The organism is Luteolibacter luteus (assembly GCF_012913485.1).
Taxonomy (GTDB): domain Bacteria; phylum Verrucomicrobiota; class Verrucomicrobiia; order Verrucomicrobiales; family Akkermansiaceae; genus Haloferula; species Haloferula lutea.
The window spans coordinates 3,609,139-3,634,182 of sequence record NZ_CP051774.1; the positions used below are offsets into that span (position 1 = coordinate 3,609,139).

A 25,044-nucleotide genomic window follows, 5' to 3' on the forward strand; every position below is an offset into this window, starting at 1 on the left:
TTAGAAACTCGGGCGCTCTGAAGCTTTCCGGACTTTGCCACGGGCTTCCGCCTCTGCCTTCGGGTCATACGGAATGCTATTTCCCACTTGGACGGAACCGTCCTTCATGGTGAAGAGCTGGGGATTGATGCTGCCTGCTGCCTTGTGGAGCTGGCTTCCCAACAGGCTGCCATCCGGGCCGATGCGTGCATGGGACCAGACCGTGGGAGCGATCAGGTAGAGCACGTGCATGGTCTGGCGGTTATCAAGCGCCACGGCCGGCTTGCTGAAGCTGAGGTATTCGCCAAGCGAGTGGGTCTGCAGGGCGGAACCCGTCTTGGTATTCATCACCTGGCCGTAGAGGTAGGTCTTGCGGCCGTTGTTGAAATTCAGCACGCGAAATTCCCGCATCTGACCCGGCTTGCCCGGCAGTCCGACTTTCTGCGTCCAGTAGGGGCGGGCAGTGCTGATGTTGAAGAGCAGGCGGTTCGAGATGAAGCCATCCCGGGTTTGGCCGGGGAGGCGCACCACCGCATAAACCGAGAAATTCCCCATTTCCCGCAGCGGATACATCTGCGCTAGGTCGAATCTCCGCGACATTGTCTGGCCAAAGGGGATCTTCGCCGCACCGAATGCCGGTTGGGAAAGAGCACTCAGGGGCACGCCATCGCGATTGGCACCCATTACCGTGAAGTTGATCCAGCCCTGGCGGCTGTCCCCCTGGAGAGTAAGGTCTTGGCCGGACTGGTTCGTGATGCTCACCACCACCTCCACCGGCTCACCCGCGACAAAAGTGTTGCGGGCCATCTGAAGCCTCACATCCACCTGCGCCATCGCCGGGACGGCGAGGACGCAGAGCCAGACAAGGTGAAAAAGGGAACGGATTCCGGTCATGGGGCGCAGGCCTATCTGAGGGATGAGGCCGCGTCAATCCAACGGACCGCATCTCCCTTCTAACGGTGGGCAGCCGTTTACAGGGTGATTACACGTAGTGGAGAGCCTTCGCCAGATCAGCGATCTGAGGCTCGCGATCAAGCAACTCTTGGATTGGATCCCAGCGACCGGCAACGAGGGCATCGCGGGCGGATTCCGGCATATTGAAGCCGAAATCGAGGCCGGTGGACGAGCGCACGCGCTTGTTCGCCATATCCAACGTGATCTCTACCGAAGGATCGGCTTCCACCGCTTGGCGGAGTTGGTCGATCTCGGCCGCGGTCAGGCACACGCAGGGCATGGCAAGGCCGGTCGAATTGCCGAAGAAGATCTCCGCGAAGGACTCTGCGACCACTGCCTTGAAGCCATACTTGCTCAGGGACTGAGGCGCGTGCTCACGGGAGGAGCCGCAGCCGAAGTTCACCCCGGCGAGCAGGATCGTCGCGCCGTCAAAGCGGCTGTCATTGAGCGGATGGTTGGTTTTCTCCCCGGTATTCGGGTCGAAGCGGACGTCGTAGAAGGCAAATTCGCCGAGGCCATCAAAGGTCACGCACTTCATGAAGCGCGCGGGGATGATGCGGTCGGTATCGATGTCGGCACCGGGAACGAAGACGGCGCGGCCGGAAACGGAAGTGATTTTTTCGAGGGCCATGATGGCGGTGGGCTCGTTTTTTGAAAGGGCTCAGGCGACCGCGGCTTGCGGCTCCAGTTCGAAGAGTTCGCGAGCATCGGCGATGCTGCCGGCGATGGCGGCTGCGGCCACCATCACAGGGGACATCAGGACCGTGCGTCCGGTCGGCGAACCTTGGCGGCCCTTGAAGTTGCGGTTTGAGGAGGACGCGCAGAGCTGGTCACCCACGAGCTTGTCCGGGTTCATGGCCAGACACATCGAGCAACCCGCGCCGCGCCATTCGAAGCCAGCGGCGGAGAAAATCTTGTCGATCCCTTCCTGTTCGCACTGGTGGGCGACGATCTGGGAGCCGGGGACGGCGATCGCCTTCACTCCTGCAGCTACCTTGTGGCCTTGGATGTATTTGGCGACTTCGCGGAAGTCCGAGAGGCGACCGTTGGTGCAGGAGCCGATGAAGGCGACGTCGATCTTCTGGCCTTTGATCGGAGCACCGGCAGGCAGCTTCATGTAAGCGAGCGCTTCATCGATGCTGGCCTTCTCCAATGCGGTGGAAGCCTTGGCGGGGTCCGGGATGGTCTCGGAGATCGCGATGCCGTGGTCCGGGGAGATGCCCCAAGTGACGGTCGGTTCGATATCAGCGGCGTCGATCTTCACCACGTCATCGTAGTGAGCGTCGGAATCCGACGCGAAGGACAGCCAGCGGGCGGCGGTGGTGTCGAAATCGCTCATGTCCACATAGGGACGGCCCTGCAGGTAGGCGATGGTCTTGGCGTCCGGATTGACGTAGCCACAGCGGGCACCGCCTTCGATTGCCATGTTGCAGACAGTCATGCGCTCTTCCATCGACATGTCGTCGAAGACATTGCCGGCGTATTCGTAAGCGTAGCCGATGCCGCCCTTTGCGCCGAGGATGCGGATGATGTGAAGGGTCACGTCCTTGGCGTAAACGCCTGGGCGCAGCTGGCCGGTCACTTCGATGCGGCGGACCTTCAGCGGCTCCATTGCAAGGGTCTGGGTTGCCAACACGTCCCGCACTTGAGTGGTGCCGATGCCGAAGGCAATCGCGCCGAAGGCGCCATGGGTCGCCGTGTGTGAGTCACCGCAGGCGATCGTAGTGCCCGGCTGGGTGATGCCCTGCTCCGGACCGACCACGTGGACGATGCCTTGCTTGCCGGACTTCAGGTCGAAGTAGGTCACGCCGAAATCATCGCAGTTGTCGCGCAGGGCGGACATCATCTCCGCGGCGAGCGGGTCGACCGGCTGATCCTGATTTTCGGTGGGTACGATGTGGTCCACGGTCGCGAAGGTGCGTTGTGGATATTTCACCGTCAGGCCGAGATCGCGGAGCATGCCGAAGGCCTGCGGAGAGGTGACCTCGTGGATGAGGTGAGTGCCGATGAACAATTGGGTACGTCCGTCGGCCAACTTGCCCACGGTGTGGGCGTCCCAGACTTTTTGATAGAGGCTCTTGCCCATGATGCGATCGCCGGGTTGCGCGGCGGGGCGGGAAAGTGGGTCTTTCGCCCCGGATTGTCAAAGCGCGATCAAGTACGCGCCCTCCGTGGATTTGCTCAGGGAGGCGGTGCCGCGGCAGTTGCCACAACCTGCCGACGTCGAAAAATCGAGCCCATCCACTCCGTGGAGCCGTGATGCTCTACTTTTTACTGACGGATATCCAAAGATCTCAGCGGATAAAACGGCGCTATCTGATGTATTGCTAAAGACAATACTTTGTCGGCTTTGATTTGGAGGGTCTTATTTTAACGCTTTGAAACAGACCATAAAAAAGCCCCTGCCATGTTGGCAGGGGCTTCTGAAGATCTGTTTTAAGTCCGCGGATCTCGCTTACTTGGAGTATTCCACTTGGGCTGCTTGGACTTCCTGGAATTGAGGAAGCGGGCGCAGCGGAGCAGCTTTCGGTTCACCCGTGCAGCAGCACGAGACGGAGATCAGAGCGAAGGCGGAGAGGCAGACAGAAGCGATGACGCGGAACATGGCAAGGAGTCAAAAGGGGTTTTACGGATTGCGCGAGAAAAATGATTGCAGGTCAAAAATTGCAGGGTGGGCCGGCAGGCGGTCCACCCTGCGGTGAGTCATTATGCGGAAAGTGGACGCTTCCCGCAATCGGCCCGATTACTTGGACGGGGCAACGTAGGTCGGAGAAGAAGGGGCGGGAGCCGGGCGGCTTTCGCAGCACGAAGCAGCGAGCAGAGTTCCAACCGCGGCGGCGGCGAGAGAAACGACTTTGATGAGTTTCATGGTAGTTGCTTTCGGTTGTGTATCGGGATCCCGGACATAATCCGCACCCTGCGGGACTCTAACGGTTCGGGTTCTACGCGCAAGGTAAAAGCCGGAAGCGGGTCCCCGCACGATTCGGTTGCCAGACGGGGTTCCAGCCCTACAATCGCCGCTCCCAAAATCATGAGCGAAGCCAAGCACGTCGCGATCGTCGGCGCCACCGGTGCGGTGGGTGAAGAAATGCGTCTCTGTCTCGAGCAACGGAAGTTCCCGGTCGGCAAGCTGACCGTGCTGGCTTCCGCGCGTTCGGCAGGGAAACGGATTCCCTTCGCCGGCCAGGACGTAATCGTCGAGGAACTCACCCACGATAGCTTCGCGGGAGTCGACATCGCGCTATTCTCGGCGGGCGGTGGTATTTCGAAGGAATTCGGCCCTTCTGCGGCGGCAGCCGGCGCCGTGGTGATCGACAATTCCTCGGCCTTCCGCATGGACGAGGGCGTGCCGCTGGTGGTCCCGGAGATCAATCCGGCTGCCGCGAAGAATCGCCCTCGCGGGATCATCGCGAACCCGAACTGTACCACCATCATTTCGTTGATGGCCCTCGCGCCGTTGCACGAGGTCTTTGGCCTGAAGTCGATCATCGCCTCTTCTTATCAGGCGGTGTCCGGCTCCGGAGCCCAAGGCATCATCGAGCTGGAAGAGCAGGTAAAGGCCATCGCCACCGGCCAGCCCTTCGAGCCGAAAGTTTACCCGCGCCAGATCGCATTCAACGTGATTCCACAGGTCGACGTCTTCACGGACAACGGCTACACCAAGGAAGAGTTGAAGATGCTCAACGAGGGCCGCAAGATCCTCGGCCACGCCGATCTAAAGGTTTCCTGCACCTGCGTGCGCGTGCCGGTTTACCGCTCGCATTCGGTGTCAATCACCGCTCAATTTGAGCGTCCGGTGGATGTGGAAGCCGCTCGCGCCGCCTTCGCTGGCAAGCCTGGCGTGAAGGTGGTGGACGATCCGGCCAACAAGGTTTTCCCGGTGCCGCTCGACACGACGGGCAAGGACGACTGCCTCGTTGGCCGCATCCGCAAGAACCTCGTCCTGGACAATGCCCTCGACCTCTGGGTGGTTGGTGATCAGGTCCGGAAGGGTGCGGCGCTGAATGCCGTGCAGATCGCGGAGATTCTCTAGCATGGAGCAAGGGGCGAAGAGCTTGGAGAAAGAGCGCACGCCTTGCCTTTCTCCCGATTCTCCGCTCCAAGTTCCCCGCTCTTTGCCATGTCGCTCAAAGAATACCTCGCCACCCGTTCCGCTGAAGTCGATGCCGCTCTCGATGCCTTCCTCCCGAAGGCGAAGGAGAAGCCGGCCACGATCCACGCGGCGATGCGGTACAGCATCTTTGCCGGCGGCAAGCGCCTGCGTCCTATCTTGTGCCTGGCTGCAGCCGAGGCATGTGGCGGCGATGTGGAAAGCGCCATGCCGCCTGCCTGTGCGGTGGAGATCCTGCATACCTACTCGCTGGTGCACGACGATCTGCCGTGCATGGACGATGACGACCTGCGCCGCGGTCGCCCGACCTGCCACAAGGTTTATGGCGAAGGCATGGCAGTCCTGACCGGCGATGCGCTTTTGACGGAGGCTTTCCTGATCCTCGCGCAGACCACTCCCGCCAAGCGCTATCCCGGTGCCGCCTATGTCGCGGAGCTGGCGTTGACCGGCGGGTCCACGAGGCTGATCGGCGGTCAGGTGATGGACTTGGAAGGTGAGGGGAAGAAGCTTACCAAGGCGCAACTCGTGAAGATCCACGAGTCAAAGACCGCGGCTCTCCTTACCAGCTCGATCCGTCTCGGAGCGATGACCGCGAATGCCACCGAGAAGCAACTGGAGGCGCTAAGCGTCTTCGGTCGTGCCCTTGGCTTGGCGTTCCAAGTGATCGATGACGTCCTCGATGTAACGCAGTCTACCGAGGTCCTCGGCAAGACGGCTGGCAAAGATGCAGCGGTGGAGAAGGCTACCTATCCCGCGATCCTTGGCCTTGAGAAGTCGCGGAAAGAAGCGGCGAAGTTTACCCGGGAAGCGCTGGATGCCCTGAAGCCCTTCGGGAAGAAGGCCCAGCGTCTGAGGGAGATCGCGGAGTATCTTCTGAAGCGGGAGTACTGACGTCAGGTCCGGAGAGCCCGGCTTCCCTGCCGAGATCGCGAGCTTGCAGGAATTTCTGTCCGGCGGGGGTCAACGGAAAGGGTGTATTATGCATGTTATGTGAATTTCATGTGATGACTTTGTATTCTGTTTGACGATGAAAGAGGGGTATTGTCTCCCTGATGGACTATGAAAAATCCCCTCTGTTCATCCCTGCTGCTAGCCCTCTTCGTTTCTTCATTATCCGAGGGAGCCGTGATCGATGCCTTTAGCGGCATCAGCCAAATCGCGGCAACCGGGGATCCCTTGGTTTCTCCCACGTCGAGCATCTCGAATAATCCGGGCAGCTTTGAGGACCGCCGATTCACCATCGAATCCGGAGGGGGAAGGATGGAGACGACCTTGGGAGCCTCTGGCCTGAACTACAGCTTCGTGACCGAGATGGCCCCAAGTGGCAACCGGCTCGGATACATAACGTATGACGCCTCCAGCGCGGATCCCATCAATCTAATGGGAAATGGTGAGAGTATCCTGCGTCTGGAGTTTTCCGATCTCGTCATCCCCAGGGAAATCTGGCTTCAGATCAATATCTGGTCGGGAAATGGAAACTATACCCAAGTTCGGCTCCCCGAAGGAGAACGGGCCGAGGCGCATATCGATATCCCCTTCAGCCAGTTCGCAGGCGTCGACTTTTCTGAGATTGATCAGATCCGGATCTCGGGAGGCCGGTTTAGCTCAGGCACCTCATTCGTGCTCAAATCGATCACCACTGTCCCGGAGCCGATGACGCTGGGTCTGGCGGCATTGGGAGGACTCGGATTTCTGCGCCGCCGGCGCTGACAGGACTCAGAGGAAGAGGAACCAGACCGCCAAGGCGAAGGCGCCGATCCACACGGCACCGATGTGCGCAAGGCCGAAGGAGCGAGCGCCCGGAGTCTCTGCGCGGTGATCCGAGTGGGGGCCGAAGAGAGCGCCGTACTTCATGATCAGCCAGCCGCCCAAGGCGGTCCATCCGATGAGAAAGAGGACGATCAGGATCTTAACGATGATGCTCATGGCAGGGTGTCGTGGGTGACGACGGGATCATTCTGTACCGGAATCGGAGTTCGGGTAGGTACAGTGCGGCGAAAGTTCGGTAGGTACAGAATCTGTACTGGATCCTTTTTCTTCCCGCTGTATCTGGAGAGGTCCGGAAAAAACCTCATTCTATCCGAGCCATGTCCACCGTGCTGCCGCTGTATCAGGAGCTTTTCGCCACGCTTTCCGGGCTGATCCGCGCGGGCACTTTTCCAGCCGGCTCGCGGTTTCCCTCGGTGCGGCACACCAGCAAGGAACACCGGGTGAGCATCTCCACGGTGATCGAGGCTTACCGGCGTTTGGAGGACGAGGGGCTGATCGAGGCTCGTCCGCGCTCCGGTTACTATGTGGCTCCGCCGAAGATCCATGCGGACCGCTTTCCCACCACGACCTCGCGGCCTTCGAAGCCGATCCGCATTGAGCGGGATACCGCGCTTACAGCGATCATGGAGGTTTCGGGAGATCCGGCCTTTGTTCGCTTCGGCTCGGCGACGCCGGGGGATGACATTGTTCCGGAGGCGAAGCTGTCCTCGCTGACGCGCGAGGTGATGAGGAAGCACGGGGCTGCCGCCCTGCGCTACACGCCGCCACAGGGCCGCCGTGAGCTGCGATCGGCGCTTTCCCGGCGGATCTTCGATCTAGGGCTGAAGGCAGCCCCGGATGAAATCGTGACGACCCAGGGCGGGACCGAAGCCACGCTGCTTGCGCTGCGTGCGACGACGCGTCCCGGAGACTTGATCGCAGTGGAGACGCCCTCGTATTTCGGCACGTTGCACTTGGTGCGGGATCTTGGTCTCCGGGTGATTGAAATCCCGGTCGATCCCCGCAGCGGCATGGTGATCGGCGCTTTGGCGAAGGCGCTGAAGAAGCACCGCATTGCCGCCTGCCTGGTGCAACCGCACTTCCATAACCCGATCGGCAGCTTGATGCCGGAGGAGAACAAGAAGGAACTCGCGGCGCTGGCAGAGCAGCATGACTTCACCATCATCGAGGACGACGTTTACGGCGACCTCGCGCACAAGGGTGAGCGCCCGAAGTCGATCGCCGTGCATAGCGAACGGGTGATCCACTGTGGCTCCGTCTCGAAAACGATCGCTCCTGGCCTCCGCGTGGGCTGGTCGATTCCCGGTGCGCACCTTGAAGAGATCCGTCGCCTGAAAGGGATCCAGAGCCCGTGGAACAACACGCTCTCCGAACTGGTGATCGCGGGCTTTCTCGATGCCGGTGGCTACGACCGCCATCTCCGCCGGATCCGCGGGCTCTATGCGGAGCAGTGCGCCAAGACGCGGGATGCGGTGTTGCGCTATTTCCCCGATTACACCCGCGTGAACCAACCGGCGGGCGGCTTTGTACTCTGGGTGGAAATGCCGGAGGGTTTCGATTCGGAAGCTTTCACCTCCGCGGCCTTGGAGAAACGTATCAGCATCGCGCCAGGTACCATCTTCTCCGCGTCGGGCGGCTTGAACCATTGCTTCCGCCTCGCCTGCGGCTTCGCCTTTGATGATCGCACCTTGGAAGCCATCGCCACGCTGGGAAAACTCGCACCTCACTTCCTGAAATCGCCATGAGTCCTCACGACGAGACCCTTTCACGCGCGAGGATCGGGATGATCTTCGGTTTTCTCGGTGTGCTGGCTTTCAGCCTCACGCTTCCGGCGACGCGGCTCGCAGTGAGCTCGCTGGACCCGGTGTTGGTGGGCTTGGGGCGCTCGGCAGTTGCCGCGGTGCCCGCGGCGCTGCTGCTGTATTTTACGAAGCAACGCTGGCCGAGTGCCGCACAATGCAGGGCTCTGGCCATCGTGGCGCTGGGAGTGATCGCGGGCTTTCCGGTTTGCAGTGCCTTAGCCATGACGCGCATCGATGCCTCGCATGGGGCGGTGCTGGTGGGCTTCCTGCCTTTGGCGACGGCGGTGGCAGCGTTCATGCGCGCGGGCGAGCGTCCTGCCGCGCGCTTCTGGCTATCGAGCATTGCGGGAAGCGCCACGATAGCCGTGTTCTCGCTGTCGTCGGGTGAGGGTGCATTCTCTCCGGGAGATGGAATCCTGTTTCTCGGCGTGCTGCTGGCGGCGCTTGGTTATGCGGAGGGTGGCCGCTTGGCCCGTGAGATCGGTGGATGGCAGGTGATCTGTTGGTCGCTGGTGCTGGCCTTTCCCGTGATCATCGGGCCCGTGCTGTGGCTGGTTTCGGTGCACGGGATTTCAGCCCCGCTCACGGCTTGGGGCGGCTTCACCTACCTGACTGTGGTGAGTGCGTTCCTCGGCTTCTTTGCCTGGTATCACGGGCTCGCGCTGGGAGGCGTGGCGAAGGTGGGGCAGATCCAATTGCTGCAGCCTTTCTTCACCTTCATTTTCGCCGCGGGCTTCCTCGGCGAGAAGTTCGGTTGGAAGCCGGTGATCTGTGCGGCCTTGGTCGCCACCTTCATCCTGATCGGCCGTGGAAACTGGAGCTTCCGCCGGAAGTCGGGGTCCTTGCTACTAGGGAAGGCGTAGTTCGGTGAGGGGTCTACTGCTTCCGCCGCATTTCCCAGACATACCAATTCTCCACCTTTTCCCGAGCCCAGGGGGTCTTGCGTAGAAAGGTCAGGCTGGACTTGATGCTGGGATTGTCCGTGAAGCAGCGCACCCGGATGCGGCGTCCCATTTCTTCCCAGCCATGGCGTTCCTGGAGTGTCTTGACGATGTTCTCCAGCGTGATGCCGTGGAGCGGATCCTTCGGATGTTCCCGTGGCTCTTCGTTCATTGCGCGCGACCTTCGTCGTATTCGTAGAAGTCAAACATGGTTCTCAGCTCGTCCTTGTCGCTGAAACCGCCATCAGCCTTTGCCTTCTCGAAGAACTCCGATCCGCCATCGCTGTCGCGCCAGCCGCGCTTCCGGGCGAAGCCATTCCAGACGAGGTAGTCGATCTCGATCAGGCCGCGGCCGTTTTCCAGGCACCAGGCGAGCACGTCCTCGTCGCTCTTGCCGGAGAGCACCTGTGCCTTCACATCTTCGTAGTTCACGCGCAAATAGCCGCAGATCCGGCCATCGAAGCCTTTGCCGAGATAGCCGAAATATTCCTCGGCCAATTCGCCCGCGGCATGCAGGCGGATCTTGTCGCACATCCTTGGGAAATAGACGAGGCCGCCGGTTTGATCGTAGGCACTGCGGGGAAATCGTGGCATGCGGCGAGTGTCGCGTGAATTGGCCCCGGTGCAATCGTTCAATCGCGCCCTTGATAATCCGGCGAAGCGTGCTTGCGTCAGGGTCGATGAGAAACTTCGCGCTGTTCCTGACTTTCGCCGGAAGTCTCTTCCTGCCATACGCCGCTCTGGCCGACGAGGAGGAGGCGAAGGAAGTGGGGGGGATTCGCGCCCTCTATGCCAAGATCAGCCAGGCGGAACCTAGCAAGACCGACACGATCGAGTTCGAGATCCCCGATGACCCGATGTCAGGAACGATTACCCGCCGCAGCTACGAAGGAGGGCTGAGTGCCATCAAGCTCTCCTACACCGCCGGGGATCACGGCGGGTCGGACCAGAATTTCTACTACGATGGCAAGGGCCTGTTCTTCATCCTCGTGCAGGACTCCTCGTGGCAATTCGCCGAGGGATCCACGGATGAGAAACCGAAGACCAAGGATACTCTGACGGAGATCCGTTACTACATCCGCGAGGGAAAGGTCATCCAGGCGCTGAAACGGAGCGCAACCTCGGATGATCCGGCCAAGCTCCGCCTGCTTCTTGAGAAAGCGGAGAACACCGAGTTCAAGCCGAAGGACGAAGAAGACGGTTATCTCCTGAAGCGTGCGGAGTTCCTGATGAGCGTCGCCAAGAAAGAGGAAGCGGTGAAGTACTTCTCGAAGGAGAAGTAGCTAGTCTTCCATGGCCCTCGCTTGGGAGCCCATCTTGTCCACGCCGCTCCAGTCCTCGCCCGCTTGAGCTGCCAGCTCGATGACCGCGCTGCCGCGCGCCGTGATCCAGCCGCGTGCCTGCCAATCGCCGAACCATTCCTGCACCTCTTCGGGTGAAGGCTCCGGCTCCACCGGTTCCGCGAAAAGTTCGTGAAGGCGCCCGCCTTTCTGCATGCGGCGGAGCAACTCGAATTCGACCGGCCCCAAGCGATTGAGGTGGGCTCCCTTCGGGCCACGCCACACCGCGATATAAGTCGTCTCATCCTCGGCTGGCGTGAAGCTATCCCACTTCATGCAGAGATCTGCCGGGACAGGCATCTCGACCAGTTTCACGTGGGGCTGAAGCTCGATCTCCTCGGTTGCCAAGTACTCCGCCGGGAGTGGCTCGCGCTCCGACGCTTCAAAGATTTCCATCGCGGCGTATTCCAGCTCTGCCAGGAAGGAGAACCAGCGTCGCCGCTTTTCATCCAGTTGCTCCCAGCTCGCGATGAACTTCGCCACGGATCTCCCCAGATGCCGTAGCGTGTAGCTTCCGGAAGGGCAGGCTTGGAGATAGGCTTCGATCAGTTGCCAGAACTTGTCCTCGCCCGCCATTTTCCTCAGCACGGGAAAATCTTCCGCCACCGAATCCAGCACGCGGAACCAATATTGGCGGTGGTAAAGCTCAAGCCGCTCCGCCGAGGAAAGGTTCGCGCCCGGCTTCATCAGCTCCTCCGCCTTTGCCAGGAACTCTGGGGAATGCCCTTCCTCGCTAGGCGGTAGCTCAGTGCTGCGGCGGCTCGTGCCGCGCAAGGGCATTTGCAGCGCGTTGAAAAACTCCCGCTGGATCTCTTCAAGCGGCCGCATGTCCTGACCTCTTTTCGATCGCGGCAGCGCGCCACGTCTCGGATTTCTTTGCCTCGCCCCAGACCTCTTCGAAGGACGGAATTCGTCCGTCCCACTCCAGCAAGGTCGCCACGTGGCCGCAGCGTTCGATGGCGCGCTCGTAAAGCTTCCACACCGGATCGATCACCGGATGATCATGAGTGTCCACGATGAAGCGCTGATAGCGCGAATGGCCCGCGATGTGGATCTGGGCAACCCGTTCTGCAGGGACGAAGTCGAGGTAGGTCATCGGATCGAAGCCGTTGTTGATCGAGGAAACGTAAATGTTGTTCACGTCTAACAAAATCCCGACGTCTGCGGCTTCCGCCACCTCGGCAAGAAATTCCCACTCGGTCATCTCGTCGCCATTGAACTCACCGTAGCTGCTGACGTTTTCGACAGCCAAGGGCACCTCCAGGAAGTCCTGCGCGATCCGCAGGTTCTCGGCCGTCTTCCTTACGGCCTCGAAGGTGAAAGGAATCGGTAGCAGGTCATGGCTCATCGTTCCATCCACGCTCCCCCAGCAGAGATGATCGGAGATCCAAGGCGTCTTCGTTCGCCGCACCAATCGCTTGAGCCGGCGCAGGTGATCGAATTTCACGCCGCCTGCGTCTCCGGGATACATGCCCACGCCATGTTGGACCACGCGGTACTGGTCCAGGATGCGATCCAGCACCGCGAGGGCACGGCCTCCCTCCACCATGTAGTTTTCCGAGATGATCTCGAACCATCCCACCGGCGGCTTCTCCGAAAGGATGTGATCATAGTGCGGCACCCGGAGGCCGATGCCGGTGGACAATTCCACGCCGGAAGTGAATCGGGGATCGCTCATGGTTCCCTCAGTATCCGTTAGAGACGGAAAAACCCCGCGGCGCCAGATGAGCCGCGGGGCGATCCGTGGGACGGAAATCAGAGGATCATTTCTTCCTCTTCCTTCTCCTTATCCTTGTCTTTGTCCTTATCCTTACCGGCGAGGAGGGTTTCTTCCTTCTTCTCCTCTTCCTTCTCTTTGTCCTTATCCTTGTCTTTGCCGGTCAGAAGGGTCTCTTCCTTCTTCTCCTTGTCCTTATCCTTGCCAGGGCAGTCATCCTTGTCCTTGTCCTTACCAGCGAGGACGGTCTCTTCCTTCTTCTCCTTGTCCTTGCCAGGGCAGTCATCCTTGTCCTTGTCCTTACCAGCGAGGACGGTCTCTTCCTTCTTCTCCTTCTCCTTGTCCTTGCCAGGGCAATCATCCTTGTCCTTGTCCTTACCGGCGAGGACGGTCTCTTCCTTCTTCTCCTTTTCCTTATCCTTGCCGGGGCAGTCGTCCTTGTCCTTGTCCTTACCGGCGAGGACAGTTTCCTCCTTCTTCTCCTTGTCCTTTCCAGGGCAATCATCCTTGTCCTTGTCCTTACCGGCGAGGAAAGGGGCGGCGGAGGCGACGGAGCCAGCGGCGAGGGCTCCGGCGAGGGCGGCGGCCACGAGTGCGTTCGAGGCTTTCATTGGGTTGCTTCGTTGGTGGTTTTGGTTGGACTCCAGGGCAAGCGCGCTCCGGAGGTCATGTGGTAGGATTCTGTGCTTTGCGGATTATTCCAGTGAATTTCGAATCATCCTAAGGCCGAATCCGGGGACCGGGACTCGATTTCTATTCGCCCGCCCGCCCGTCTTGCGCCAACGTCTTGCCATGACGTTCCGGTCCATGCGTCCCGGCGAGGAAAGCGCCATCGCCGCCCTGATTTATGAGTCCACGAATTCCTGGTATCAGAAGAAGCTAGGTTACAAACTTTTCACCGGTGAACCGGAGGACTGCCGGCTTTTCCCCGACACCTACGAGGCTCTCGACACCGGCTGCTGCATCGTCGCGGAGATTGACGGAAAGATCGCCGGCTCCTGTTTCTACCATCCGCGAGACACCCATTTCGGGCTCGGGATCATGAATGTCCTCCCGGAGTTCGCCAGCCAAGGAGTGGCGAAGGGGCTTCTGGACCAGGTGATCGAGAAGGCCGGAGATCACCCGATCCGCTTGGTTTCCAGCGCCATGAATCTGGATTCCTTCTCTCTCTACACCCGGGCAGGTTTTGTGCCGGTGGCGGTCTATCAGGACATGACCGTCTCTCAAGACAAGCCGCTTCCCCCGCCGCCGGGGATCTCCGGTTCGATCCGCCCGGCGACGATGGGAGACCTCTTTCACATGGCCGACCTCGAGTTTGAAGTCGCGGGCATCCGGCGGGGCAAGGACATCGCCTTTTTCCTCAAGGATCCGGGCGGGCCGTGGAAAACCTACGTCCATGTTGATGCCGCCGGGAAAGTCGACGGCTGGCTGACCTCGATCGACCAGCCCGGTTGCCGGATGATCGGCCCCGGAGTGATGAGGGATGATGGTGCGGCCTTGGCTCTCCTCCACACCCAGCTTTCCCAGACTCGCGGTGGTGCGCCGGTCTTCCTGGTGCCTACCCATGAGTTCACGATGGTCTCGGAGCTCTATCACTGGGGCGCGAAAAACGTGGAGATCCACTTTGCCCAAGTGCGCGGCGTGTCTGCACCGCCCAATGGCGTGATCATTCCGAGTTTCCTGCCGGAGAGCGGCTGAGCGGCGCGGCAGTCGCGCAGGGCCGTTTCGCAGACAAATCAGGATCCGGAGAGGCTTATCTTGTCCGGAGGGTGAAATGTTGTACTCCGTATCTGTGAAAATCGCCCTCTTCCTCGCTTCTCATGCGCTTTTGTTCGGTGCGGGCTGGCTTGCTTTTCATGGAACGCAGGAGGCTGCCCCTGCCTCGGATACGTCTCGAAAGAGCGGTTTTCGTAATCGGGATGCGGAGAAGGAGGAAGGCAAGCGCCTTGTGAAGGAGATGCGGGCGGCTTGGGGAACACAGGCTGAAGCGGAGAAAGCCGCAGACTACCGGGAGAAGCGAAGGCGAGAGGCCGATCAACCGCGAGAGGGGAACGCAGTCGAAGAGGAGATGGCAAAGATCCTCAAGTTAAGTGCCCAAGTGCAGCTTCCTGCCGATCCTGCGGCAGAGATGAAGCGCCTCGAAAAAGGCGATACCAGGGCTTTGGCAGCCTTTGCCCTCGCTTGGCTGCGTGCGGACTCCAAGGCGGCCCTGGCGTTTCTGGAGAGCAATCCGGAGATACACGGTCGGAGCGCGTCACGGTACTTCTTTGCCCTGTGGGTCCGCGAGTGGGGCGCTGGCGCGGTTCCCGACTTGGTGGAGGGAAATCCGAAGCTTCGGGGCGTTGTCGCAGGCTTTGTGATGCAAGAGGCAGCCGCGGAAGATCCCTCATCCCTTGGCGATCTGATGGCCCGCATGGAAGGATGGTTGGATCGATCGGAACTATTGGAGCGCGCTTTTCATAAGGAATTGCCGGAAGGGAAGCGTGCTGCCGCCTTGGACTGGATCACAGCCAATCTCAAGGGCCGCGAGGTCGGGAACTCGATCATGAAGATCGCGATCAACACTGAGGACAAGCGCGAGGGAAAGACGTTCCTGAAAGCGGCGATGGCGGGTGGTCTCGAGCCGGAAGTGATTGAGCAGTTGAAAGGCTGGGGAAACTTTCACGACATCATGCGCAGCGGGGTCGGCCCAGACTCTCCGCTCAACGAGCGAGTCGAGTTGCTGTTGGATTCCGGTATCGAAGGGAAGACGCCCGAAGAAAAGCAGGCGAGTGCGATGCAGCGCATCGCGACGGAGGATGTGGAGCGCTGGTTGATGGAGAGCTTCCTATTCCATTCCTTGAAGAGCGGGGATGTAGGAGCGGAGGAATTGTGGGGCCAGGTGGAAGCCGCGCTGCCTCAATTCTCCGATCCGGCAGGCCGCGACCTGATGCTGAAGGCCTTCATCCAAGAGAGTTCCCTCAGCGACCCCGAGGGAGCCCTTGCCCTCATGCAAAAGGAGGGCAAGGAGAGCGAGGTCGCGGAACATTTCCTCACGAGCATCGAGTCTGGTATTCACCGTAATGTGGAGGCCTCGATACGTTTGGCCGCGGTGATTCCAACCGAGGAGCTAAGGGAAAACATCTCCCTTTATGATCGGTTCTACTCGACAGCGATCAACAACGCGGCTGCCGAATACGGCTCCTTTTGGGTCGACTGGATCCAGCGTCAACCTGCGGGACTGAACCGCGATCTGGTGATGCACTACACTGCCAAGCGCCTCGTGAAGAAGGGTAAGGATGCGGAGGCCGCGAGCCTCCGCGAGTTGATTCAAGACCTTGGTATCAAGGAACGTCCCCTCCGGTGATCTTTTTATGAAAGCGATCCAACGGAATGCCCTTCTCACCGTTTCTCACTTGGCTGTGCTGGCGGCCGGCTATGCTTTTCATCGTGGAGCGGGGGCGAACTCTCCCGAGATGATCGCGGTGTCCGCCCTGCCACCCCCTGTCGAGATGCCGAAGCCGGGGCCGGTGAGGCCCCTATCAGGGTATCTTTCTCCGGGAGAGGGGCCTTGGTCGGCGGGTGATCTTCGAAGAGCTTGGCATGCACTCAAGGGCTCGGCACTTCCTCCGGATGAGCTCGCGATCCTCCGCGACAAGCTGCGCCGGGAGTGGCTTGTGAAGGATCTCCGCGCTGCGCTCATGGTATGGTCGGATGAGGAGACTCTCGATGCCTCTGATGTAGGGACCAAGATTCAAGGTCATCTAAAAGGACACGAAGAGGAAATGCTGGATTGGATTTTGGCCGGGGACTTCGGCTTGGATGGTCGTGCCGTTCTCGATTGCTGGGCCGCCAGGGTGGGGGAGAAGGATCGCGGATTGGTCCTTCGCTCGCTCGGAAAAATTCCCGTCGAGTTCCGGGAACAGGTGATACAGTCCACCTTTCGCTGGAGCATGACGGTGGAGGAGATCGATGCCTGCGTGGAGGAGTTGGCCAAGCTTACGGACGATGGGGTAAAGACGGCGTGTTGGAACGCGATGCTTCGAGGCATCGCGTTCAATGCGATTAACAATGGCGGGCCGGATCGCATCCACGAGTTGATTGCGCGACAAGAGATCCCCGGGCAAGCCCGGCAGGCGGGGTTGGGTTTGCTCGCGGAACGGATCGCCCGGTCCTCTCAGCCTGCGAAGGCGATGGAGGACTTTCACAAGCTTTCGGATGACGATCAACTGGTCATCGCCCCACAACTGCTAGCGGAAGCGAAAGGCAATGCCTTGGCCTCCGGATCTGCTGTTCCGAATGTCTTGGAGATGCTCTGCGAATTGGAGAACTGGGAGCTTCTTGCCGAAGAAGGCCCCGCGGCCATCGACACGTTTCTGGAGAGACGCAAACAAAGCGGTGGGGAACTGAGCCGCTGGGCGCTCAAGCTTCCCGCGCGGGAGGAGACCGCCGAGATCTTTCGTCGTGCGGTGTCCGAACGCTTCCGGGAAGATCTCGAGGAGGGTGCCACATGGGTCGCGTCTCTGCCGGAGGGTTGGCACCGCGAGCAGGCCTTCGCCCAACTGGCCATTAGTGCCGACCGGGATCACAGGAATGCTGCGATGCGCGACCAAGCACTGGCGGGAATTGCGGATCCGGCGCTTCAGCAGGAGATGCGGGAATGGCGGGCTGCTAAGGCGGTGGCGAAGTAGGCAGACACGTATGAGCGGTCGAATAATCGGAGACGGTCTTTCGTCTTGTTGTCGTCACAGGCATGTGTAGTCGGTTTGACTCATGAACAAGGCCGTCCTGTTAGCCACCCACGCCCTTGCGCTTGGCGCAGGTTGGCTTGTGTTGTGGGACGGCGGCTTGTCGCCCGGCATTGGTCACGCGGATGGCGGCGTCACCACGAAAGTGGAGCGCGATCGCAAGGCCGATCTGGAGGAAGGCAAACTCCTGCTCCGGGAGATGAGGATCGGATGGGAGACGCAGAAGAAATATGAAGCGGAGCCCCAAGATCCTGCCGAGCGTGATTTCGGCGAAGTCCGGCGGGAGGATGCGGAGAGGCGTGCGAAGAAGCTGGAGGAGATCCGCAAGCTTAGTCTCAGCATCGTTCTTCCGAACGATCCTGTAGAGGGCCTGAAGACCATCGGCGGAGATGAGATCGAACTCGGTGCCTATTTCGCGGCGTGGCTGCGGGTGGATCCGGAGACGGCAATGAGCATGATCTCCTCCGACGAACGCTACTACAACTACGAGGTTCCCGGGCTGGCTTTGGAAATCTGGGTCGGAGAGAAAGGGCCTCTTGAGGTCGGCGCGCTCATGAAGGACTTCCCGAAGCTGCAGTCCCCGGTTGCGGGGGCGGCAATGAGGATTGCCGGACGCGAGAACCTCGAGTCCTTGAACGATCTGCTCGAGAGCCTGAAAGGCGTGACTTCCCGCGATTTCCTCATCGGCGAGGCCTTTCGCGGGCTGCCTGAGGAAAAGCGGCAGGCGGCCGTCGCGTTCGCTCAGGGCCAGCTTCCTTCGAACGAAGCGGCGGATGCCATTATCAACATGGCTACCGGGATTTTCGATGCGAAGGAAGCGCGTGAGTTTTTGAAGGAAGTCATTGCCGGGGATCTTGATCCCGAGGTGCGGCGTCAGATGGAACGCTTTGGGAATTTCCGCGAGATCCTAGGTGGCGGCGTGGATCGCGATTCTCCCATGGCAGATCGCATCGAGGCGGCCATGATCGGTGATCAACAAGGAGGGCCGGACGAGCAGAAGCGGGCGCGTGCCCTCGAAAAAATCATGTCTGAGGACGTGGGCGTCTGGATGAAGGCCTCCTCCCTCCAGCAAGGGCTGCTTTCCGGAGAGAAGGATCTGGTCGGTCTGTGGTCCCAGACTAAGGTTCAGTTCCCCCAATATCAGGAAGGTGAGGACCGCCAGAAGCTGCTGGCCGCTGTCTTGGGAAGTGCCGGGGTACTTGATCCGAAAGGAGCCATGGAGGTGCTCAAGAAAGAGGCCGTGAAAGGGACCATTGCCGATCAAGTGGCGAAGATCGTCTGGACGAAGATTTATCCGGACGTCCAAGCCAGCATCGAGCTTGCAGGCCTGATTCCCGAGGACGAACTGCGTCCCCACATCGAGCGCTATGACAGCATGTATGAGGCCCAACTTCCGCAGAAGATCGAGCATTACGGCGATTTCTGGAAGGAGTGGCTTAAAAGCCAGCCCCAAAGCCTGAACCTGGATCTTGTGCTCTATCAGACCGCGAAGCGTTTCGCCGCGGATGGGAATCAGGAAGGTGCCAGGGAAATGCAGGCGTTGATTCGTGATCCCGAAGTGAAAGCCCGCCCCGTGCCATGAAGCGGATCGTCCTTCTCACCCTTTCCCATCTCGCCCTCGTCGGAGCGGGTTACGGACTCCATTGGTTGTCGAATGAGCCGCCGCGGGAAGCAGCTACGGAATCGAAGCAGGATGGAAAGGTTAGGCCTCCGGTGCTCGCTCCGTTGCCTCCGGACATGAAGCAGGGAGACTCACCGTGGTCCGCTGCCGATTTCAGGAAGGCATGGCGGGCATTGGGCACGCTGAGGATTTCTCCGGGTGAGTTGAAGATCCTGCGAGCGGAATTGCTGAAGGAATGGTCGGTCAAGGACCTGCGGTCCGCACTCATCGCAGTGACGAACGACAAGGCCTATACCTCAGAAGACCTCAATGCCTTCAGTTGGATGCATTCGATCGACCGGAGCGAGGAGCTTTTCGATTGGATCATGGCCGGTGACTTCGGGCTGGCGGGCAGGGACGTTTTGCGTTTCTGGGGATTCTGGGGCACGGCCAAAAATCCGGAGTTGCCTCTCCAGTTGATTGGCAGGGTTCCACCGGCGTTTGAACGGACTTTCTTCGAGCAGGTATTTGGCAAAGCCGGTCCGACCCAGATCGACATGATTGCAAAGCTGCCGGATGAGCGGCTCAAGACGCTCGCATGGAAATCCCTTCTGGAAGGAGCGATCGAGAGCGCCTGGCAGAAGATGGGGCCGGATCAGACGCATGAGCTTCTTGCCATGGAGGGTATCCCGAAGGAAGCGCGCGAGAGCGCTCTGCGGAAGTATGCGGACACCCTGATGAGCACGGCGAGCTTGGGGCAGTCTGCGGACAACTTCCGGCGTCTCTCGGCGGAGGACCAGCAGTTCCTCGGCCCCCGGCTCCTTGCCGAAGCGGAGCGCCGCTCCTTCAACTCGGAGATGGTGAGCGCGACCCTATCCATGTTGATGGAAAGCGGCCAATGGGATCTCCTTTCGGACAAGGGGCCTGCGGTCGTGGACAAGGTGTTCGACTACGACGGTGCCGACCTCCAGGCCATGGCCCGGTGGGCTCAAGATATTCCCGCGCGCGATGAGGCAAGGGATCTCTATCGCCACGCCGTGGCGGGCCGCTTCCGGAAGGATCTCGATGGTAGCCGGGATTGGGCGCTCTCCCTGCCGGAAGGCTGGCATCGTAATCAAGCGCTCGCCCAACTTGCGATGACTGCCGACTCTCGAAAAAACGCCGCGGTGCGGGATCAGGCGCTCGAGGGTATTTCGGATCCCGCCATTCTTGAAGAGATGCGGGAATGGCGGCAGAAGGATGCGGCCGCGAAATAGCGGGCGTCTCGCTCAGGTCGCGGCTGCTTGTTTGCCCCCACGGCTTCCCGCAAGCCTGTGTCCGAACCTGGTGGAGGTGATCGCCATCATCAGACCGGCGATGCAGGGAATGAGCTGGGCGCTGAGCTCGTACATGGTGTTCGGGTTTCCCGCGCCGATGCTCTCGGGGCCCTTTATCGCGAGGTAGTGAAGCCAGTTGACCGAGGAAGCGAGGTAACTGAGGAAGAAGTAGAGGCCGAGAACGAGGAGTCCGAAGGCGAAAAGATCACCCCGCGAAATCTGCAAGAACGGAACCGCGGGATCGCCCTGGCCGGCGACCTTGGTGGCGATCGCACCCGCGAAAATCCACGAGAGGAAGGCGAGGAATCCGTAGAGGACCGGCGTCATGAGATTGGCCACGACGGGGAGCCAGCCGCTAAGGGTCCCGCTCATGATGGCGGTGGGGATAAGGAGAACTCCTTGGACCGTCCAATAGATGGAGAAGAGCCGGAGCAGGATCGCGACGACGGTGGAACTGCGCAGGGGCGCGGGTGCCTCATTCATACCCGGCAATCCATCAGACAGGACTCGAGCCTACAAGACGCCGGGCCCATTCCGGCCTCCGTCTTTAGAGTTTCTCCAAGGCGGACTTCACCGCCTTCTTATTGCTGCGCACCGCGCGGACGCGCTAGGGGAAGTCGCGGCAAGGGACACGAGCACGACGAGGAGCGGCTTCATGGCAGGATTTTAGTTCTCCTGTTAGATGCCAGATCCCGTGCTTCAATTCAGGCAGGAGAACTAGCCCCCGCACAGAGGTGCCACCAGGCGCATGATCGAGGCATCGATCTTGTACTTGGAGTCCACTACCGTATGAATCGGCAGGTGACCGAAGGTGCCGTCGCGATACACCATGATCGCATTGGTTTCGCCGGCGATCAGAGAGTCGACCGCTGCCACCGCGAATTTGTAGGCCATGATGCGGTCGTGGACTGTCGGCGAGCCGCCGCGCTGGACGTGGCCCAGCACCGTGAGACGGGCTTCCATGCCGATGGAATCATTGATGTAGCGGGTCGTGTAGTCCGCCATCTTGGTGCCTTCCGCCACAATTGCGATGATATGGTCACGCCCCTCGTGCTTGATCTCGTGCTTCAGCTTGGCACCGATTTTTTCGAGATCGTAGGGGATCTCGGTGGTGAGACAGAGCTCAGCCCCGCAAGCCAGCGCGCTGACCATGGCCAAGTAGCCGCAGTGACGGCCCATCACCTCAATCACGAAGGCCCGGGAGAACGAGGTTGCCGTATCGCGGATCGAGTCGACCGACTGACGGATCATATTCAACGCGGTGTCCACGCCGAGGCAGTAGTCGGTTCCGGCGATGTCGTTGTCGATCGTGGCCGGGATGCCGGCGAAGGGGACTCCGAAATCCGAGTAAAATTGGTTCAGTGCGCGGAAGGATCCGTCACCGCCGATCACGACAAGCTTCGTGATCCCGCGCTTCTTGAGATTCTCGTAAGCTTGGCGGCGGAAATCGATTTCAAAGAAACGCTTGGAGCGGGAAGAGCGGAGGAAGGTGCCACCGCGGTGGAGGATGCCGGAGATCAGGTCACGGTTTGATTCGACGATCTTGTCGTCGATCAGCCCGCGGAGGCCGTCATAGACCAGCCACGGTTTGAAACCTTTGGCCGCAGCGTAATCTGCGGCACATTTCACAGCGGGGTTCATGCCGGCCGCGTCGCCGCCGGAGGTAAGAATTGCGATGCCTTCGCTCATGGATGCCGGGCGGAGGGAACGGAACCGCCCGCGACGTGGCAAGCACGGGATGTGCCGGGGAATCGTGCAGGATGCATTGGGGAGGGGGCCACCGAGCGCAGGATGCACCCGAAAAAACGCAAAGAAAGGTTAAAGTTGTGATGTGAATCACTTACTATGAGCAACATGCGCTACTTTTGAAACGTGGCCGGATTCGTGCGAGATCCCTCCTGAACTCAACGAAAGGGAATTCATGCTCCACTGGACCATTGTATTTATCGTCTTGGCACTGATCGCCGGACTTTTGGGCTTCACGGGGATCGCAGGGGCTGCCGCAGGCATCGCCAAGGTCCTGTTCTTTGTTTTCCTAGTGCTGCTGGTGATCTCGTTCTTTGGGCGGGCCATGGGCGGTAAAGCGCCATGAGCGCGTCCTTATGACACAAGATTCCTAACCGCCTTTCCCGGACAGAAACCTCATGATCTTCAGCGTTTTGAATTATTCGCTCCTAGCCGCAACCATGGGCTGGAGGAAGAAATGTCCGGCAGAAAAGGCCGAGGCTGGCGTTCGTGACGCTAAGGAGGCAACGACCCGCGAGACGAAGCGGGGAGCTGGGAAAACCGGCCAATGAAAAGATTTGCCGCGGGTAACACCGTGGCGGGGCGGGCGCTCGGGGAGGGGTGCCCGCCCCAACTTTTTCAGCAGATGAATAAATCCATGCTCCGTTATGTACTGGCAGCAGCATTGTCGCTGCCTTTTGCGATTCAGGCACAGGTCCCCGATTCGGACCGGGACCGGCCCCTGCCGGATGTCAGCGACAAAGGCTACCTGACCTTCTACTTCGACAACGATCTCTTCGGTGACAACGACAAGGACTATACGAATGGAGTCCGGATGTCATGGATCTCGCCGAACCTTGATGTCGAAGATCTGAATTTCTTCCAGCAGGGTTTGCGGCGTCTTTCCGGAGACCCGGATAGCCTAGGATTTCTCCAGAAGATCACCGGCTTCAAGGATCCGGACGATATCCAGTACAACTACGGCTTCTCCCTCACGCAGCTGATGTTCACGCCGGAAACGGCCTCATCGTATGTGCAGCCGCCGGGGGAGCGGCGCTACGCCGGCTGGCTGGCCTTGGGTTACTCGCTCCACGTGAAGGATGACAACATCCTGAATTCCATCGAGTTCATCGTGGGTACTACCGGCTCGAATTCCTTGGCGGAGAATTCCCAGGATTTCATCCACAGCATCCGCGGCATCGATAAATTCAACGGCTGGGACTACCAGATCCCGAACGAGATCACGGCGGACTTGATGTTCGTGCAGAAGCGGCGGGCGGATTTCATCAAGTGGAACTACGGAGCTTTCCGGGCAGACGGTCTGACGGAGTGGGGCACCCGCCTCGGCACCTTCCGGACCTCCGCCCATCTCGGGGGCTTTTTCCGCCTGGGTTTCAATCTTCCCCCGGACTTTTCCGACCCGCGGCTTTCGGAGACCGCCTACTCGAACCTCTACTTCGATACCAATGACCCTTATGTGGGAAATTGGTCCCTTTATCTGCTGTTCGGGACCACCGGTCGGGCGATCGCTCACGATGCAACCTTGGACGGCCCCTTGTTCAGCGATTTCAAGACCGGGAATCACCGCGAACCCTTTGTCGGTGAAGTCTTCTGTGGTGCGGGGATACGCTATCGCGATGTCGAGCTGAGCTACGTCCACACTTGGCGGACGATCGAGTACGAGGAGCAGCGTGGGGACGGGTCCGATTTTGGGTCGGTTGCCTTGCGGCTGCGCTTTTAACGATCTCTTCCGGATTGCACGGCGCTGCCGGACATGCATCCTTGATGGATGCTCAGGATGATATCCCCCCGCGTGGCCTTGGTAGGTCTCGCGGCCCTCAGCCCCTTGAGAGGCGATGAAATCGCCGATCTCAAGGCCGAGAACGCCAAGCTACAGGAATTGGTGCGGGAGCATGCGTCGGGGATGAGATTCCGCAGCATTCAGACCAAGCGGGGAAAGACTTATGAGTCGGTGGTGGTGAAGAAGGTTGAAGATGGCGTCATCTCCTTCGCCCATGCCGCGGGCGACACCGAACTCAAGAGTTCCGAGTGGCCGGAGATCTGGACGGATCTTTACGGAAGCGCGTCCCCGGTTGCGGGGAAAAAAGCTGTCCTCGCCGATGCGTCGGTGGCGGAGGCCATTGCTGTGATCGAAGGTGACCGCTCAAATGGCACCGGCTTCTTTTGTGAGTCGGAGGGGAAGAGCTATCTTTACACCGCGGCCCATGTCCTGTCCGGAAACGCGCGACTCCAAGTAAAGCTGAGAAACGGCACGGTGGTGCGGAAGTTTGGAATGCTGGAGGCGGCAGAAGGTGCCGACTTGGTGAGGCTTCCCTTGGAAGAGACGGTGCCACAGGTGCTGGAGATCGCTCCGGAAACCGGGATGGCCAAGGTGGGCGAGCCCGTCTTCGCCTCGGGTAACGCAGGTGGTGGAGGGACCGTCGGCTTCGAAGAAGGAAAGATCATGGGAGTCGGGGCTGAGTCGATCGAGATCGATGCCCAGGTCATTCAAGGAAACAGCGGGGGCCCGATTCTCGATGGTAAGACGCGCCAAGCCATTGGTGTGGTGACTCACCTCACCGCAGAGCGAAAAGATCTCTGGGCTCAGGAAACCCGCTATTCGGAGGTGCGGCGTTTTGGATGCCGCCTTGATCGCATGTGGGACTGGAAGAAGATTCCGGTGGAGGCTTTCCTCAAGGAAGGAAAGGCGTTGCTCGCGGTGCAGGAGCAATCAGAACTGATGATTGCGGCCCTTCAGCCGGATCAGTGGAACAGCGAGGTTTTCCGGCGTCTCAGCCAGAATCCCCTGGCCAGGGACATCCGGGGCCTGGAGACTTGGATTTCGGACCAGACCAGCGGTGGCCAACGCTTCAGCGAGAGCGACCGCAAGAAACGTCTTTACGGCATCCTTGATGGAGCGCGGCACCGCTCACGGGCGCAGATGTCAGCCTTCAACACCGAGAGCTACACCTGGTTCCACCGCGAGAGCGCCCTTGCCGAGATCAAGAAGCGCGAGCAGATCGACAAGGCTTACGAGGAGTCCGTGCAGGAACTGCGCTGAT

General features: G+C 60.1%; 27 protein-coding genes. 14 read left to right on the forward strand and 13 right to left on the reverse strand.

Annotated features, from left to right (window positions below):
* The 5 genes from HHL09_RS14950 to HHL09_RS26680 form a co-directional block, all read right to left on the reverse strand.
* On the reverse strand, positions 1–873 hold the full coding sequence (locus tag HHL09_RS14950) for a hypothetical protein (protein WP_169455428.1): 873 nt from the start codon (positions 871–873) through the stop codon (positions 1–3).
* An 88-nt stretch (positions 874–961) separates the two neighbouring features.
* Positions 962–1,564, reverse strand: a complete 603-nt coding sequence (leuD, locus tag HHL09_RS14955) for a 3-isopropylmalate dehydratase small subunit (protein WP_169455429.1) — start codon at positions 1,562–1,564, stop codon at positions 962–964.
* Between the two features lie 30 nt (positions 1,565–1,594).
* Positions 1,595–3,019 carry a 3-isopropylmalate dehydratase large subunit gene (gene leuC, locus HHL09_RS14960; RefSeq protein WP_169455430.1) on the reverse strand — a complete coding sequence of 475 codons (1,425 nt, stop codon included), beginning with the start codon at positions 3,017–3,019 and terminating at the stop codon, positions 1,595–1,597.
* 369 nt (positions 3,020–3,388) lie between these two features.
* Positions 3,389–3,538 carry a hypothetical protein gene (locus HHL09_RS14965; protein ID WP_169455431.1) on the reverse strand — a complete coding sequence of 50 codons (150 nt, stop codon included), beginning with the start codon at positions 3,536–3,538 and terminating at the stop codon, positions 3,389–3,391.
* Between the two features lie 138 nt (positions 3,539–3,676).
* Positions 3,677–3,802 (reverse strand): hypothetical protein, encoded by a 126-nt coding sequence (locus tag HHL09_RS26680; protein ID WP_277349119.1) that lies wholly within the window; start codon positions 3,800–3,802, stop codon positions 3,677–3,679.
* A 162-nt stretch (positions 3,803–3,964) separates the two neighbouring features.
* Between HHL09_RS26680 and HHL09_RS14970 the strand changes: the two genes are divergently transcribed.
* The 3 genes from HHL09_RS14970 (at position 3,965) to HHL09_RS14980 (ending at position 6,754) form a co-directional block, all read left to right on the forward strand.
* On the forward strand, positions 3,965–4,966 hold the full coding sequence (locus tag HHL09_RS14970) for an aspartate-semialdehyde dehydrogenase (RefSeq protein WP_169455432.1): 1,002 nt from the start codon (positions 3,965–3,967) through the stop codon (positions 4,964–4,966).
* Positions 4,967–5,053: 87 nt separating this feature from the next.
* The gene (locus tag HHL09_RS14975; protein ID WP_169455433.1) at positions 5,054–5,935 is read left to right on the forward strand and encodes a polyprenyl synthetase family protein; all 882 of its coding nucleotides are present in this window, start codon (positions 5,054–5,056) and stop codon (positions 5,933–5,935) included.
* Positions 5,936–6,103: 168 nt separating this feature from the next.
* A complete protein-coding gene (locus HHL09_RS14980) occupies positions 6,104–6,754 on the forward strand; it encodes a PEP-CTERM sorting domain-containing protein (RefSeq protein WP_169455434.1) in 651 nt (216 codons plus the stop codon).
* Between the two features lie 6 nt (positions 6,755–6,760).
* On the opposite strand, the gene HHL09_RS14985 is transcribed toward HHL09_RS14980, so the two are convergent.
* Positions 6,761–6,970: a hypothetical protein gene (locus HHL09_RS14985; protein ID WP_169455435.1), complete on the reverse strand. Its 210-nt coding sequence runs from the start codon at positions 6,968–6,970 to the stop codon at positions 6,761–6,763.
* Positions 6,971–7,131: 161 nt separating this feature from the next.
* On the opposite strand from HHL09_RS14985, the gene HHL09_RS14990 reads away from it, so the two are divergent.
* Together HHL09_RS14990 and HHL09_RS14995 are read left to right on the forward strand one after the other, a co-directional pair.
* Positions 7,132–8,559: an aminotransferase-like domain-containing protein gene (locus tag HHL09_RS14990; RefSeq protein ID WP_169455436.1), complete on the forward strand. Its 1,428-nt coding sequence runs from the start codon at positions 7,132–7,134 to the stop codon at positions 8,557–8,559.
* Complete coding sequence (locus tag HHL09_RS14995) at positions 8,556–9,479, forward strand: DMT family transporter (RefSeq protein WP_169455437.1); 924 nt, start codon at positions 8,556–8,558, stop codon at positions 9,477–9,479. The genes HHL09_RS14990 and HHL09_RS14995 overlap by 4 nt, the downstream gene beginning before the upstream one ends.
* A gap of 13 nt (positions 9,480–9,492) precedes the next feature.
* Here HHL09_RS14995 and HHL09_RS15000 read toward each other — a convergent pair whose 3' ends face one another.
* Positions 9,493–9,729 (reverse strand): VF530 family protein, encoded by a 237-nt coding sequence (locus HHL09_RS15000; protein WP_169455438.1) that lies wholly within the window; start codon positions 9,727–9,729, stop codon positions 9,493–9,495.
* The gene (locus HHL09_RS15005; RefSeq protein ID WP_169455439.1) at positions 9,726–10,151 is read right to left on the reverse strand and encodes a DUF5069 domain-containing protein; all 426 of its coding nucleotides are present in this window, start codon (positions 10,149–10,151) and stop codon (positions 9,726–9,728) included. The genes HHL09_RS15000 and HHL09_RS15005 overlap by 4 nt, the downstream gene beginning before the upstream one ends.
* A gap of 86 nt (positions 10,152–10,237) precedes the next feature.
* Between HHL09_RS15005 and HHL09_RS15010 the strand changes: the two genes are divergently transcribed.
* Positions 10,238–10,840: a hypothetical protein gene (locus HHL09_RS15010; RefSeq protein ID WP_169455440.1), complete on the forward strand. Its 603-nt coding sequence runs from the start codon at positions 10,238–10,240 to the stop codon at positions 10,838–10,840.
* Here the strand turns inward: HHL09_RS15010 and HHL09_RS15015 are convergent, their stop codons facing one another.
* The 3 genes from HHL09_RS15015 to HHL09_RS26415 all read right to left on the reverse strand — a co-directional run bounded on the left by HHL09_RS15015 (position 10,841) and on the right by HHL09_RS26415 (position 13,225).
* Positions 10,841–11,725: an HvfC/BufC N-terminal domain-containing protein gene (locus HHL09_RS15015; protein ID WP_169455441.1), complete on the reverse strand. Its 885-nt coding sequence runs from the start codon at positions 11,723–11,725 to the stop codon at positions 10,841–10,843.
* Complete coding sequence (gene bufB / locus HHL09_RS15020) at positions 11,712–12,575, reverse strand: MNIO family bufferin maturase (RefSeq protein ID WP_169455442.1); 864 nt, start codon at positions 12,573–12,575, stop codon at positions 11,712–11,714. The genes HHL09_RS15015 and bufB overlap by 14 nt, the downstream gene beginning before the upstream one ends.
* Before the next feature lie 77 nt (positions 12,576–12,652).
* Positions 12,653–13,225 carry a hypothetical protein gene (locus HHL09_RS26415; protein ID WP_205760851.1) on the reverse strand — a complete coding sequence of 191 codons (573 nt, stop codon included), beginning with the start codon at positions 13,223–13,225 and terminating at the stop codon, positions 12,653–12,655.
* A 181-nt stretch (positions 13,226–13,406) separates the two neighbouring features.
* Between HHL09_RS26415 and HHL09_RS15030 the strand changes: the two genes are divergently transcribed.
* From HHL09_RS15030 to HHL09_RS15050, 5 genes are all read left to right on the forward strand, one after another.
* Positions 13,407–14,312 (forward strand): GNAT family N-acetyltransferase, encoded by a 906-nt coding sequence (locus HHL09_RS15030; RefSeq protein WP_169455443.1) that lies wholly within the window; start codon positions 13,407–13,409, stop codon positions 14,310–14,312.
* A gap of 94 nt (positions 14,313–14,406) precedes the next feature.
* Complete coding sequence (locus HHL09_RS15035) at positions 14,407–15,960, forward strand: hypothetical protein (RefSeq protein WP_169455444.1); 1,554 nt, start codon at positions 14,407–14,409, stop codon at positions 15,958–15,960.
* Between the two features lie 7 nt (positions 15,961–15,967).
* Positions 15,968–17,284, forward strand: coding sequence for a hypothetical protein (locus tag HHL09_RS15040; protein WP_169455445.1), 1,317 nt, complete (start codon positions 15,968–15,970; stop codon positions 17,282–17,284).
* 82 nt (positions 17,285–17,366) lie between these two features.
* The gene (locus HHL09_RS15045) at positions 17,367–18,923 is read left to right on the forward strand and encodes a hypothetical protein (protein ID WP_169455446.1); all 1,557 of its coding nucleotides are present in this window, start codon (positions 17,367–17,369) and stop codon (positions 18,921–18,923) included.
* A complete protein-coding gene (locus HHL09_RS15050; RefSeq protein ID WP_169455447.1) occupies positions 18,920–20,197 on the forward strand; it encodes a hypothetical protein in 1,278 nt (425 codons plus the stop codon). The genes HHL09_RS15045 and HHL09_RS15050 overlap by 4 nt, the downstream gene beginning before the upstream one ends.
* Positions 20,198–20,209: 12 nt before the next feature.
* Here the strand turns inward: HHL09_RS15050 and HHL09_RS15055 are convergent, their stop codons facing one another.
* Both HHL09_RS15055 and HHL09_RS15060 read right to left on the reverse strand, forming a co-directional pair.
* Positions 20,210–20,740 carry a hypothetical protein gene (locus HHL09_RS15055; RefSeq protein ID WP_169455448.1) on the reverse strand — a complete coding sequence of 177 codons (531 nt, stop codon included), beginning with the start codon at positions 20,738–20,740 and terminating at the stop codon, positions 20,210–20,212.
* 234 nt (positions 20,741–20,974) lie between these two features.
* Positions 20,975–21,946: a 6-phosphofructokinase gene (locus tag HHL09_RS15060; RefSeq protein WP_169455449.1), complete on the reverse strand. Its 972-nt coding sequence runs from the start codon at positions 21,944–21,946 to the stop codon at positions 20,975–20,977.
* 232 nt (positions 21,947–22,178) lie between these two features.
* On the opposite strand from HHL09_RS15060, the gene HHL09_RS15065 reads away from it, so the two are divergent.
* From HHL09_RS15065 to HHL09_RS15075, 3 genes are all read left to right on the forward strand, one after another.
* Positions 22,179–22,349, forward strand: a complete 171-nt coding sequence (locus tag HHL09_RS15065; protein ID WP_169455450.1) for a DUF1328 family protein — start codon at positions 22,179–22,181, stop codon at positions 22,347–22,349.
* Positions 22,350–22,628: 279 nt separating this feature from the next.
* A complete protein-coding gene (locus tag HHL09_RS15070) occupies positions 22,629–23,723 on the forward strand; it encodes a lipid A deacylase LpxR family protein (RefSeq protein ID WP_169455451.1) in 1,095 nt (364 codons plus the stop codon).
* 57 nt (positions 23,724–23,780) lie between these two features.
* Positions 23,781–25,043, forward strand: a complete 1,263-nt coding sequence (locus HHL09_RS15075; protein ID WP_169455452.1) for a S1 family peptidase — start codon at positions 23,781–23,783, stop codon at positions 25,041–25,043.
* The last annotated feature ends 1 nt before the right edge of the window (position 25,044 follow it).